General features: G+C 73.5%; 8 protein-coding genes and 1 tRNA gene. 3 read left to right on the top strand and 6 right to left on the bottom strand.

Annotation, left to right across the window (positions count from 1 at the left end):
- Positions 1-78: 78 nt before the first annotated feature.
- The 3 genes from IF67_RS0118105 to IF67_RS0118095 all read right to left on the bottom strand — a co-directional run bounded on the left by IF67_RS0118105 (position 79) and on the right by IF67_RS0118095 (position 4,741).
- The gene (locus IF67_RS0118105) at positions 79-720 is read right to left on the bottom strand and encodes an IclR family transcriptional regulator (RefSeq protein ID WP_030077437.1); all 642 of its coding nucleotides are present in this window, start codon (positions 718-720) and stop codon (positions 79-81) included.
- Between the two features lie 452 nt (positions 721-1,172).
- Complete coding sequence (locus IF67_RS0118100) at positions 1,173-2,969, bottom strand: DEAD/DEAH box helicase (RefSeq protein ID WP_030986852.1); 1,797 nt, start codon at positions 2,967-2,969, stop codon at positions 1,173-1,175.
- 182 nt (positions 2,970-3,151) lie between these two features.
- Positions 3,152-4,741 carry an MFS transporter gene (locus IF67_RS0118095; protein WP_234341178.1) on the bottom strand — a complete coding sequence of 530 codons (1,590 nt, stop codon included), beginning with the start codon at positions 4,739-4,741 and terminating at the stop codon, positions 3,152-3,154.
- A gap of 221 nt (positions 4,742-4,962) precedes the next feature.
- Here IF67_RS0118095 and IF67_RS0118090 point away from each other — a divergent pair, with 221 nt between their 5' ends.
- From IF67_RS0118090 to IF67_RS0118080, 3 genes are all read left to right on the top strand, one after another.
- Positions 4,963-5,826, top strand: coding sequence for an alpha/beta fold hydrolase (locus tag IF67_RS0118090; protein ID WP_030986848.1), 864 nt, complete (start codon positions 4,963-4,965; stop codon positions 5,824-5,826).
- Positions 5,827-6,012: 186 nt separating this feature from the next.
- A tRNA-Cys gene (locus tag IF67_RS0118085) sits at positions 6,013-6,087 on the top strand.
- 198 nt (positions 6,088-6,285) lie between these two features.
- Entirely contained in the window at positions 6,286-7,386 is a 1,101-nt protein-coding gene (locus IF67_RS0118080; protein WP_030986847.1) for a M20 family metallopeptidase, read from the top strand.
- 144 nt (positions 7,387-7,530) lie between these two features.
- On the opposite strand, the gene IF67_RS0118075 is transcribed toward IF67_RS0118080, so the two are convergent.
- From IF67_RS0118075 to IF67_RS0118065, 3 genes are read right to left on the bottom strand one after another with little or no spacing between them, the layout of a single operon-like run.
- A complete protein-coding gene (locus tag IF67_RS0118075) occupies positions 7,531-9,861 on the bottom strand; it encodes a xanthine dehydrogenase family protein molybdopterin-binding subunit (protein WP_030986846.1) in 2,331 nt (776 codons plus the stop codon).
- Positions 9,858-12,206, bottom strand: a complete 2,349-nt coding sequence (locus tag IF67_RS0118070) for a (2Fe-2S)-binding protein (protein ID WP_030986845.1) — start codon at positions 12,204-12,206, stop codon at positions 9,858-9,860. Before IF67_RS0118070 ends, IF67_RS0118075 begins: the two co-directional genes overlap by 4 nt.
- Positions 12,203-13,099 carry an FAD binding domain-containing protein gene (locus tag IF67_RS0118065; RefSeq protein ID WP_030986844.1) on the bottom strand — a complete coding sequence of 299 codons (897 nt, stop codon included), beginning with the start codon at positions 13,097-13,099 and terminating at the stop codon, positions 12,203-12,205. The genes IF67_RS0118070 and IF67_RS0118065 overlap by 4 nt, the downstream gene beginning before the upstream one ends.
- Positions 13,100-13,181 lie beyond the last annotated feature (82 nt).

The raw sequence follows: 13,181 nt of genomic DNA, 5'->3' as shown, positions 1-13,181 counted from the left end.
CAGAGCCTCAAGGCGCTGTGGCCTCACGACACGGCCACCGCCCCTTCACACCCCGTGACCCCGGCCGCACCCACGGCCTCAGCGCAGCGCCTCCGACACCTCCCGGGCCGCGTCCACCACCCGCGGTCCGATCCGCTCGGAGACGGTGTCCGCGAGCATCACCACGCCCACGCTCCCCTCGATACCGCTCACCCCGAGCAGCGGCGCCGCCGCACCGCTCGCGCCGGCCTCCAACTCCCCGTGCGTCAGGGCGAGTCCGGCGTCCTGGGTGCGGCCCTGCCGGGCCTTGAGGATCGCCCGCCCGGCGGCGCCCCGGTCCAGCGGATGACGGAACCCCGCCCGGTAGGCCACGTGGTAATCGGTCCAGGTCGGCTCCACCACGGCGACGGCCAGCGCTTCCGTACCGTCGACGAGGGTGAGGTGCGCGGTGGCCCCCACGTCCTCGGCGAGCGACCGCAGCGCGGGCAGCGCGGCCTCTCTGACCAGCGGATGCACCTGACGGCCCAGGCGCAGCACGCCCAGACCGACCCGGGCCCGGCCGCCTATGTCGCGGCGCACCAGAGCGTGCTGCTCCAGCGTGGCCAGCAGACGGTAGACCACGGTGCGGTTGACGCCGAGCTTGTTGGAGAGCTCGGTGACGGTCAGCCCGTGGTCGGTGTCGGCAAGCAGTTTGAGGACGCGCAGCCCTCGGTCGAGGGTCTGGGAGGTCTCTGCGGTCACGACGCCTCCTGGGTGAGTGGCGGCACTCGGACGCGACGCGCTGCGAGTGTCCCGGAGCAGCGCGCGCTAGAGGCCGCCGGCCGCATGGCACCGGCTGCGCTCCGCGGCGGCGCTGCCACGGGGCGTGTGCGTGAGCGGGACAGTAGCGAGCCAGTCCGGTGAGCGGAAGAGTCCGTCCAGAATCCGGGCTTTCCCGCCCGGAATATCCCTGTAGGTCCGCTCACAACGGCCCGTTGTGTTTCAGGTTGGGCTACAGCGCCATCCGGGCGTTATGGGAATACGCGACTCCGCTTCGCCCCGTCGCGGGAGAGGGGAGAAAACGAGCGGGGCGAGAACGAGCGGGGGGAGGGAACGAACGAGAGGAACGAACGAGGCGAGCGAACGAGGGGAACGAACGAGCAAGGGGCGGCGCGCCGCAACCGGCACACCGCCCCCACGGGCCACAGGCGGATTCACTTCATCCGCGTGGCCCACTCCCGTACCTTCTTGATCCGCTCACCCAGCTGCCCGGCGGTGGCCTCCGCGCTCGGCGGCCCGCCGCACACCCGCCGCAGCTCGGTGTGGATCACACCGTGCGGCTTCCCGCTCTGGTGGACATACGCCCCCACCAGCGTGTTCAGCTGCTTCCTGAGCTCCAGCAGCTCCTTGTGCGTGACCACGGGACGCCGCTCGGCCGGCAGCTCCAGCAGATCCGCCTCCGCGTCCGGCCGCTTCTTGCTGTGGGCGATCTGCCGCGCCTGCCGCTTCTGGAGCAGCATCTGCACCTGGTCGGGCTCCAGCAGTCCGGGGATGCCGAGGTAGTCCTGCTCCTCCTCGCTGCCCGCGTGGGCCTGCATCCCGAACTCGGCACCGTCGTAGAGCACCCGGTCGAAGACCGCCTCCGACTCCAGCGCCTCGAAGGAGAACTGCTCCTGCTCGCCGGTGTCCTCGTCCTGCTCCTTGTTCGCCTCCTCCATCTCCTTCTCGGATTCGGCGTACGGGTCCTCCTCCCCGTCCTTCTTCGGCTTGTCGAGGACGTGGTCGCGCTCGACCTCCATCTCGTTGGCGAAGCCGAGGAGCATCGGGACGGTGGGCAGGAAGACGGAGGCGGTCTCGCCGCGCTTGCGGGACCGCACGAAGCGCCCGACGGCCTGCGCGAAGAACAGCGGCGTCGAGATCGTGGTGGCGTACACCCCGACCGCCAGCCGCGGCACGTCCACCCCCTCGGACACCATCCGGACCGCGACCATCCAGCGGTCCTGGGAGTACGCGAAGTCGTCGATGCGCTGGGAGGCGCCGGAGTCGTCGGACAGGACGAGGGTGGCGCCCTCGCCGGTGATCTCCCGGATCAGCTTGGCGTACGCCCGCGCCTGTTCCTGGTCGGAGGCGATCACCAGCGCCCCGGCGTCGGGGATGGACTTACGGACCTCGCTCAGCCGCTGGTCGGCGGCGCGCAGCACATTCGGCATCCACTCGCCGCGCGGATCCAGCGCGGTACGCCACGCCTGCGAGACCGCGTCCTTGGTCATCGGCTCGCCGAGCCGGGCCGCGATCTCGTCGCCCGCCTTCGTCCGCCAGCGCATATTGCCGCTGTAGGAGAGGAAGATGACCGGCCGGACGACGCCGTCGCCCAGCGCGTTCCCATATCCGTAGGTGTAGTCGGCGGAGGAGCGCCGGATGCCGTCGTTGCCCTCCTCGTACGTCACGAACGGAATCGGGTTGGTGTCGGACCGGAAAGGCGTACCGGTCAGCGTGAGCCGCCGGGTGGCGGGTTCGAACGCCTCCAGGCACGCCTCGCCCCATGACTTCGAGTCACCGGCGTGGTGGATCTCGTCGAGGATGACCAGCGTCTTGCGCTGCTCGATCCGGTTGCGGTGCAGCATGGGCCGTACGCCCACGCCGGCATAGGTGATCGCGACGCCGTGGTACTCGCGGCCCAACGGCCCCGCGCTGTACTCCGGGTCGAGCTTGATCCCTATCCGGGCCGCCGCCTCCGCCCACTGCTTCTTCAGATGCTCGGTCGGTGCGACGACCGTCACCTGCTGCACGACGTGGTGGTGCAGCAGCCACGAGGCGAGCGTGAGCGCGAACGTCGTCTTGCCGGCTCCGGGCGTCGCGACGGCGAGGAAGTCTCTCGGCTGGGTCTGGAGGTAGCGGTCCATGGCCGCCTGCTGCCAGGCACGCAGCTTGTTCGCGGTACCCCAAGGGGCCCGTCCCGGGAAGGCTGGGGACAGGTGATGGCTATTGGTGGCGCTGGTGGTGGTAGTCACGGTCTCCGTCGGCTGAACTCGGCGATCGGCAACCGCGTCAGCCTACCCGTGCGCCGGTTCACGCTCCGGGGTTACAAGGCCGGGTCACCCCGGGGTGGGACCGAGGTCACAATCGCCATCCGGCCCTGGATACCGGTGGTTGCCGTGGTGGGGGCGGTGCCGCGGCCGTCGGCGCGGCTCCCTCAGCCCCGCTCCGGCCGCAACCGGGTTGTTACACCGGCGCCGGCCAGCGCCACCACCGCCATCGCCGCGAACACGGCCGCGAAGGCCGCCGGATGGCTCACCGAACCGGCGCCGGCGGTGGCCGCGGGCCCGTCCACGGCGATCGAGCCACCGCCGAACGCCACGAACAGCACACCGCTGAGGCCGACGAAGGTGACATTCCCCAGCGCGTCCGACATCTGGAGGGACGCGGAGTTGCTGCCCGCCTCCTGCGGCCGGGACAGCTTCAGCAGCAGGACACCGCCACTGGAGATGTTCAGGCCCATGCCGAACCCCCCGACCGTCCAGCCCGCCGCGACGACCGCGGCCGGCACGCCGTCGAGCAGGACCAGCGGCACCGTCACGATGGCCGCCGCCAGGAGGACCATCCCCAGGCCCATCAGCCGCTCCCGGTACGGCTCCATCCGCGGCCTGCTCTGGACGTACGCACCGAGCGCCCAGGTCAGTCCGCCGCCGGTGAGAGAGAGGCCGGCGAGGGTGGCGGACAGTCCGCGCTGGGTCACCAGCATCAGCGGGATGAAGCTCTCGGCGGCGACCAGCGCGCCCGCGGCCAGACCACGCATCAGCACCACACTCGGCAGACCGCGCGCCGCCCGGAACGTGCCGCGGGGCAGCAGCCGCACGATGCCCGGTACCAGCAGGGCCAGTCCGGCGGCCGCGGGCAGCAGCGCGAACCAGGTCGGATGCTGGCCCGCGTACTGAATCAGGCAGGCACCCACGGCGACGGCCAGCGCGAGCAGACAGCGCCGGTTGCCCAGCACCTGCCGCGCGCCGCCGCGCGGGCCGGGCGGCGTACGGGGCAGCTTGCGCAGCGCGGGCAGCATCACCGCGAGCGGCAGCAGTATCAGGACGGGGATGGCGAGGAACACCCAGCGCCAGCCGAGCTGTTCGGTGACGGCCCCCGCGACCAGCGGACCGACGATCACCGGCACCACCCAGGCCGCCGAGAACGAGGCCATGACCGACGGGCGCAGCCGCTCGGGATAGGCACGGCCGACGACCACATACAGCGAGACCACGACCAGCCCGCCGCCGATGCCCTGCACCCCGCGGCCCGCGATGAACATCCCCATGCTCGGGGCACCGCCCGCCGCCAGCAGCCCCACCCCGAACGCGGCGATCCCGCCGAACAGCGGTCCGAGCGGGCCGCGCCGGTCGCTCCACTCCCCCGAGAGCGCCATCGCGAACAGGCTCGCCGTGAAGAAGGCGGAGAAGGCGAAGGCGTACAGACCGATGCCGTCCAGGGCGCGGGCGGCGACGGGCATCGCGGTGCTCACGGCACTCGCCTCGAAGGCGACGACCGAGACGACGGAGATGATCCCGAAGGTGAGCGCGCGGTGCTCCCGGCCGAGGATCCCGGCGCCACTGTGCGCGTCGCCGTGGGGCGCGGAGTGGGTCGGGTGGGTGGTGGCGACGGTGCCGCTGGTCGTGGCGGCTGTGGTGGCTGTGGCGGAGTCAGGGGCGGGGGCGGTGTGGGGCTCGGTCCCGGTGCCGGGGTGGGGGTCGGGGTCGGGGTCGGCGTCGGCGCCGCGGGGGCGGTCAGCGGTCATCGGGCCAGCGTAAGGGCCGTATGGCGGCTGTGCCCCTGTCGGGAGACGGGGATCGGGTCGGTCGTCGGTCCTACGTCGCGGGGGGAGCGGCGAGCCCTCGCGGTGGCCGGCGCGATTCCCCTCGCCTCCGGCGCCGCCGGCCCCTTCGCCTCCCACGCCGCGAGCCCCTTCACCGTCGTTGCCGCGAGTTCCCCTGGCCGCGCGTCGGGCAAGCTGTCCGTATGCCGCACTTCCGTACATACGACGATGCCGAGCTCCACTACCGCGTCCTCGGACCGGCCGACTCGCCGCTGCCGCCCCTGGTGTGCCTGGCCGGCGGACCCGGGCGGGACGCCGCGTACCTGGGCGACCTCGGCGGGATGGCCGCACACCGGCAGCTGATCATCCCGGACAGCCGCGGCACCGGCGACTCCCCGTCCGCCGCCGACCCGTCCCGCTACGCCTTCCCGCAGCTCTCCGAGGATGTCGAAGCGCTCCGCGAGCACCTGGGCCTGGAGCGGTTCGCGCTGCTCGCGCACGACGCGGGTGCCGCGATCGCGCAGGCGTACGCCGCGGGGCATCCGCAACGGCTGAGCCGCCTGGTGCTGGTCTGCCCCGGCTCCCGTCTACAGGGCGAACTTCCCGACGACGCACAGGAGATCTTCGCGTCGCGGGCGCACGAGGAGTGGTGGCCGCAGGCTTCGGCGGCCGTACAGCAGCTGGCCGACGCCTCCGATCTGAGCGAGGTACGGGAGCTGCTGTTCGCCGCGGCGCCGCTCGCCTACGGACGGTGGGACGAGCCGCAGCGGGCCCATGCCGCCACGGAGGGCGAGCAGTTGGGGCCGGTACCACGGGCCGGGTTCTGGCAGGGCGTGGACGAGCAGCTGCGGACGGCACTGGCGGCCGGGCTGCGGGAGGTGACCTGCCCGGTGCTGGTGGTGACCGGTGACCGGGACGCGGTGACCGGTATGCGGGCGGGCGAGCTGGTGGCCGCGTCGTTCCCGGACGCACGGGTGCGACAGCTGCACGAGGTGGGCCACTACCCATGGGTGGACGCACCGGAGGCCTTCGGACCGACCGTGGAGGAGTTCCTGCACACGGCGTGAGGGGCGGCTTGAGGGGCGGCTTGAGGAACGGGCCCCCGCCGGAGCCCCGCCCCGACGGCACAGGCCCGCTTCATGAACGGCATGTTGCCCCGTGTTGCCCCGTATGACAGCTCCATGGCACCCCGCCCCGCCCTCTTGCCGGACACCCCACTCGGCGGCCTACAGTCGGGATCAGCACAGCATCCCGGCCGTGTGCCCGAGTGGTTTAGGGACTCGCCTGCAAAGCGAGTTACGTGGGTTCGATTCCCGCCACGGCCTCCACTGCCCTTGCAGGGGGCTACAGGTAGGGAGGCCCTCCCAACGGAGGGCCTCCCTCACCGCTTTCACCCCGCACACCAACCGCCTTCCGCGCGCAAAGCACGGAGGGAAAGAGGCCGAAATGAGCGCCTGGAATCCGGAGTTGGCGTCCGGCGGTGCACGAGTGGCGGGCAGCGCACCGCGTACCCTTGCGGCGTGACGATGCACAAGGGCGTAGACGTAAGTGTTGACGCGATGCTTGAGGATCTCAGGACACTCGTCGAAATCGAGTCTCCCTCGCGCGATCTCCACGCCTTGACGGCCTCGGCCGAAGCCGTCGCCGCCGTCATCGAGAGCCGCCTCGGCGGGCAGGCCCACCTCATCGCGAGCGACGCCGGGCCGCACGTCCACTGGTCGGCCGGGGGCGATCCCCGAGTGCTGATCCTCGGTCACCACGACACGGTGTTTCCGCTCGGCACCCTTGAACGCCGCCCGTTCAAGGTCGAAGACGGGCAGGCAACCGGACCCGGGGTCTTCGACATGCTGGGCGGTCTGGTGCAGGCCATTCACGGCCTGGCGACGCTCGACGACCGGTCGGGCGTCGAGATCCTGGTGACCGCCGACGAAGAGGTCGGCTCCCGCTCCTCCCGGGCCCTCATCGAAGAACGCGCCCGTGCCTGCGGCGCGGTGCTGGTGTGCGAGGGTGCCGCTGACGGCGGAGGCCTGAAGACCGGCCGTAAAGGCTGCGGCACGTTCCAGGTCTCCGTCACGGGCCGGGCGTCGCACGCGGGCCTTGAGCCCGCAGCCGGGGTCAACGCCCTGATCGAAGCCTCGCACCAGGTACTGGACATCGCAGCGCTCGGCCGGCCCGACCTCGGCACGACCGTCACCCCGACCGTCGCGTCGGCGGGGACCCTGGACAACGTCGTTCCCGCAGCGGCGACCGTCATCGTCGACGTCCGGGTCGAGTCGGCCGACGAGAAGGACCGCATCGAAGCTGCGTTCGCGGCACTGGCTCCGCATCTCGACGAGGCGGAGATCGCGGTTCAGGGAGCCGTCAGCCGGCCCCCGATGCCCGAGTCGGCGTCGGCAGAACTCTTTGCGGTGGCACGGCGACTGCTACCCGGCCTCGAAGGCACGGCAGTCGGCGGCGGAAGCGACGGCAACTTCACGGCCGCGCTGGGGGTGCCCACCCTCGACGGCCTTGGAGCAGTCGGGGGCGGCGCCCACGCCGACCACGAGTATCTGGTGACCGGCGCCATGGCCGAGCGGGCGCACCTCGTTGCCGGACTGGTGCACGCGCGGCAGAACGCAGAGGAGTGAGAGCCTGCCCGACCTGCGAGCGCTCCCGCGAGGCCGCCAACTGCGGCCGCGCACTGCGGTCACGAACCTTCAGCCCCGGATCGGCCCGACCCGGCCCGGTCCCGGCCCGCTCCGCGCCGGCCCGCCCCCAACCCCTCCTACCTCCTACTGCTGCACCGCCTGCGCCACCGCCGCCTGCGGGCGGATCGGGAGGCGGCCGATGGGGCGGCCGGTGGCGGCGCGGACCGCGGAGGCCACGGCGGCCGGTGAGGTGACGACCGGGACCGCACTGGCGGGCTTGGCGCCGAAGGGGGCGATCACGTCCCGTTCCTCGACGAGTTTGACGATGCGGATGTCCGGAGCGTCGAGGGCGGTCGGCAGCGCATAGCCGGTCAGGTCGGGGTGGCGGACCTGCCCGCGGGTGGTGCGCAGGTTCTCCATCAGGGCGGCGCCCAGGCCCTGGGTGACCCCGGCCTCGATACGGGCCCGCAGCTGGCGGGGGTTGAGCACCCGGCCCACGTCCTGGGCGACGGTCATCTCCACGACCCGGATGGTGCCCAGCTCGATGTCGACATCGGCGACGCAGCGGATCGCGCAGAAGGCGAGACCCACGAACGCATCCCCCTGGCCGCCCTCGTCCAGCGGCTCGGTCGGGTGCGGACGGCACTGGGCGGTGGCCCACAGTTCCTTGCCGTCCAGCGCCTCGGCGACCGTGGTGCTGAGCACCCCGTCGTATGACGTGATCTTGCCGTCGTTGATCTGGAGCAGCTCGGTGGACATCCCGAACTTGTGGGCCAGCGGCTGCAACAGCTGTGTACGGACCATCTTGGCGGCGCGCTCGACGGCGCCACCGGAGACCCAGGTGTGCCGCCCGTGGCAGGCCGGACCGGCCGGCGGCTGGTCGGTGTCGACGCCCGCGACCTGCACGTCTTCGACCCCGAGCGTCTCCTGCACGATCTGCCGCGCCAGCGTGGAGAACCCGGATCCGGTCTCGACGGCGGCACAGATGACGGTGGCGACCGAGCCGCTGACCTTGACGGTCGCGGTGGAGACCTCGTCGGTGCCCTCCGCGCCGAGCATGTGCACCATGCCCAGCGCATAGCCGACACCGCGGCGCACCGCGCCCGGCTCGCCCGCACCCTCGGGCCCGCCCGGCAGCAGCCACTCCGCTTCGGGCGCATCCTTGGGCAGCTCGGGAAGCGGCGCTTCCTTGACGGCGTGCAGGAGTTCGGCGACCGGGGCCGGGCAGGTCACGGTCTGCCCCGTGGGCAGCAGATCGCCGGTGGCCATGACATTGCGCAGCCGGATCTCGGCGGGCTCCAGGCCCAGCCGGGCGGCCAGCTTGTCCATCTGGCCCTCGTAGGCGGCGCAGACCTGCATCGCGCCCTCGCCGCGCACATGGCCGGACGGCGGGTTGTTGGTGCGCACCGCCCAGCCGTCGACGACGGCGTGCGGGACGACGTACGGGCCGCAGGAGAAGGAGACGGCGGCGGCGAGCGCATCGGCGGAGGTGTCGGCGTAGGCGCCGGCGTCCATCAGGATCTGGGCCTCCACCTTGAGCAACTGGCCGTCGGCGTCCGCGTGGTGGCGGTAGCGCAGCAGCGTGGGGTGGCGGTGGGCGTGCGAGAGGAAGGACTCCTCGCGGGTGGCGGCGAGCTTGACGGGGCAGCCCGTACGCAGCGCCAGCAGGCCGAGCGGCAGCTGGATGCCGGGGTCCTCGCGGTCGGCGGTGGCGCCGGGCACGCCGGTCACCACGACCTTGACCTGCTCCGGTTCGAGGCCGAAGGAGGCGGCGGCCAGATCACGGTCGGTGTGCGGGTCCGTGGAGGCGGTGTAGATCTCCACGCCGCCATCGGGGCGCGGCACCGCGAGCCCGGCCTCGGCCCCGATGGGCGCCGGGTCCTGGCGGCCGATCCGGTACAGCCCCTCGACCATCACCTCGCCCACGACATCGGGGTCACCGAAGCGGAGCGGGATGTGCCGGATGAGGTTGCCGTCCGGGTGCAACGGCTCCGCCTCGAAGGCCAGTTGGGGGTCGGTGACCGCTTCCTGGATCTCGTACTCGACGGCGATGGCGGCAGCGGCCAGCCGCGCCGTGTCGGGGTGGTCGGCGGCCACCGCGGCGATCGGCTCGCCGTGGTGGCGGACCTCGTCCTTGGCGAAGACCGGGCGGTCGGCGGTGCCCCGGCCGTGCCCCGCGTCACCGGGGACGTCCTCGTGCGTGACGACGACCCGGACGCCCGGCATCTCCGCGGCGTGCTTGGTGTCGAGGGACAGGATCCGCGCACGCGGGTGCGGTGAGCGCAGCACCGCGGCCCACAGCAGCCCCTCGGCCCACAGGTCGGCGGCGTACGGGAAGGTGCCTTCCGTCTTGGCCGACGCGTCGGCGGGCGGCAGGGAGACGCCCAGGCCGTGCGCCGGCTGCTCGTCGGGGATCTGGACGCCCGCCGCAGGGGTCGCGGTGACGGCACCTGCGCCATCGGACGTGCCACTCATGCGGAGCCTCCCGTGTGCGGATCCTGGTCGTGCGGGGCGCGGCCCGTGGGGTCGGAGGGGCCCGCCTGGTGGGGGATACGGGCGGTGTCCGGCGGCGCCGCCCCCTCGGCGTCGTCCGCCGGGGCGTAGGCGGCCTCCGCGGCCTCCGCGGCGGCCGCGCGGGCCTTGACGACCTCGTCGACGGCGTCCAGCACGCCCCGGTAGCCGGAGCAGCGGCAGAGGTTGCCGCACAGCGCCTTACGGGTCTCCAGCTCGCTGGGGGCGTGGTTGCCCTCCAGCAGGTCGTGGACGGTCATTGCCATCCCCGGTACGCAGAAGCCGCACTGCACCGCGCCGGAGGCGGCGAGCGCGCACTGCACGTCGGAGGGCACACCGTTCTCCGCGAGCCCCTCGACCGTACGGACCTCACTGCCCGCCGTGGTGGCCGCGGGCACCAGGCAGGACGCCACCAGCCGCCCGTCCACCTGGACGGAGCAGGCTCCGCACTCGCCCTGCGAACAGCCGTCCTTGGCACCGGCCAGGCCGAGCCGCTCGCGCAGCACATAGAGCAGCGACTCACCGATCCAGGCGTCGGTGACCGGGCGGTCGATGCCGTTCACCCGCAGGACGTAGGAGGCGGCGGGGCGTTCGTCGTGGGTGTCGATGCCGGGGTCGTCCGCAAGGTCCGCAACGGAGGCGGAGGCGGAAGCAGATGCGGATGCCGATGCGGCGTCGACAAGTTCTGCGGAGCCCTCGGCGTCGGCGGGGCCCCCGTTACCGGTGGGTCCGGCACCCTCGGCGGACTCCGCCCGGCCGGTGATGTCGGCACGACGGGATCCGTCGGCACTCTCGCCCGTCCCGGCACTCTCGCCCGTCCCGGCGCCCTCGTTCGGCCCGGCACCCTCGCCGACGTGCCCGGTACCCGCCGGACCCGCGAGGCCGTCGGGGCCGGTGGGCCGACCGGACTCGGGGTGCTCGCCGCGCTTCGATCGCTCCGGAAAGGCGTCCGCAAGGCCGCCGGCACCCGGCCCGGCAGACGAGGCGGACGAGGCGGACGAGGCGGACGAGGCGGATGAAACGGGCGCGGAGGACGGCCCAGGCGCAACGGGCCCGTGCGCGTCGGTGAGCGCGAACTCGCCCGGATCCTCCTGCTGTTCGCCCTCGGCCCCCGGGATCGTCCACCCGCCGGCACCGGGCGCGTCCGCCGTCCCGCCGGCCCGCTCCGCACCCTCGTGGTGCTGCGGCGCCCCGTGATGCTGCGGCGCCCCGTCGTGCGGCGGCTGCGCCGTCTCCGCGGCCGGCGGCCACTGGGCCAGTGCGTCGGCCGGCAGCGACCAGTGTCCGGTCGCCGCGCCGGCGGCGCCGTTCAGGCCGCCCGCGCCCGTCCCGTACGGGTCGCCGCCCGACGGGCCGCCGTCGCCGGGCAGTTCACCGTCCGGCTCGGCGCCGTGGTCCGGCAGGCCGCTCTCGTGCGCATCGTGCGCGTCGTGGGCATACGGGTCGCGCGCGTGAGCGAAGGGATCGTGCACCGCCCCGCCGTGCGAGGCATCATGCGGCGCCGCGGGGTGCGTCTCCGGCCCGCCCGTGGCGTCCAGCCCGGCGCTGAAGTTCCAGTGCCCGGTCCGGGCGGCCTCGCCGCCGTCCGCCGCGCCCCCGGCGCCGTCGTACGCACCGGCGCCCGGGTACCCGCCCTGGTAACCGGCGGCGCCCCCCGGGCCCGCGAAGCCCGGATGTCCGGGATCGCCGGAGTGGCCGGGATGCCCCGAGTGCCCGGGGTGGCCCGGATGGTCGCCCGTACGTCCCGTATACCCCGTCAGTCCGTCGTCGCCGAGCAGGTATTCGCCGGATTCCTCCAGGCCGTCGTCCGCCGCCGCGGGGACCGACCAGGTGCCGGTGCCACCCGCCTCCTGGCTGCCCGCGACGGGCCAGTCCACCGGGTCGCCGTGCCACGACCGGGCTCCCTCGGGAGCGTCGCCGTGGTAGCCCGTGGACGGGCCGTGGTGGGCCGCGTGCTCCGCCTGGGCCGGGTATCCGGCGGGCGGGTCGGCGTAACCGGCCGAGTGGTCCGCGAAGGGCATCGTCCACTGGCCCGTGGCCGCCGGATCGGGACCCGCGTCCGCAGCCGACGGCGTGGGGTCGTGCGGGGTGAAGGAGGCCGGCGGGGTGTAGCCGTGGCCGGGTGCGGCGAGCGGCTCGGTGCCCGGGGTGCCGTACCGGGGCGAACCGCCTCCGTAGACCCCGGTGGTGAACCCCTCCGGGAGCTGTACGAAGGCCGTCGCCTCCGACTCGTACTCGCCGCCCTGCGGCAGCGGCTGCCAGCCCTGATCGGGGTGCGGCTGGTACGGATGACGGTTGTCGTCGCTCACGAGAGCGCCCTCCCAAGTGCGCGGCGGGCCAGGGCTGCCACCGTACGGCGCAGATGCAGTGCGGCCGGCGGCAGGGTGGCCGGTTCCGAACCGTCCTCGGGCGGCGCCGGGTCCGGGATGCAGGCGGCGGCGACATAGTCACCGAAGGCCGTCAGCGCCTCGGGCACCAGGCCGCGTTCGCCGTCCCAGTCGATGAGCGAGGCCACCCACTGTTCGGCCTCCAGGGGGCGCAGCGGCATGGCGGCGACCGCGCCCACCGCGCAGCGCACGCCGCGCCTGGCCGGGTCCAGGACGAGCGCCACGGAGGCGGCGGCCCGGCCGGGGCCGGTACGGCCGGTGGCCTTGAGGAAGGTCTGCGGGGCGTGCAGCAGCGGCACCCGTACGAAACCGACGAGCTCGCCGGGGTTCAGCATCTCCCGGCCGGCCAGGAGATGGCTGACCGGGATCTCGCGGCGGCCGCCCCCGGGTCCGGCGATGATCACCGTGGCTTCGAGGGCGGCGAGCACCGGGAGGGTGTCGCCCGTGGGCGCGGAGGTCACGATGTTGCCGCCGAGGGTGCCTGCGTTGCGGACCTGCGGCGGGCCGGCCGCGCGGGCGGCGGCGGCGAGGCCCGGGATCAGGGCGGCGAAGTCGGGGCGTCCCATACGGGCGAGGGTGAGGCCGGCGCCGAGCAGCGCATGGCCGTCCAGGTACTGCCAGCCGCGGATCTCGCTGATCCGGCCGAGGCCCACCAGGGCTGCGGGTCTGAGGAGTCCGGCGTTGACCGCCGCCATGAGATCGGTGCCGCCTGCGACGGGCACGGCGGCAGGCATGGCCGTGAGCGCCGCCACCGCCTCGTCGAGCGAGGCCGGCAACGTCACCGTGTGCGACGCGTGCGGTGCGTGCGTGGTCAAGCCAGCTGCCCCTTCCCCGGTGTCCCGGCAGTTCCGCTCCGCCGTACGGTACGTGCTCCCAGCCCGGACGTGGCAACTCTGG

It is taken from the genome of Streptomyces sp. NRRL S-1813, from assembly GCF_000719605.1.
Lineage (GTDB): Bacteria > Actinomycetota > Actinomycetes > Streptomycetales > Streptomycetaceae > Streptomyces > Streptomyces decoyicus.
The sequence above is the reverse complement of the archived record's forward strand: the minus strand, read 5'-3'. Positions and strand labels throughout refer to the sequence as shown.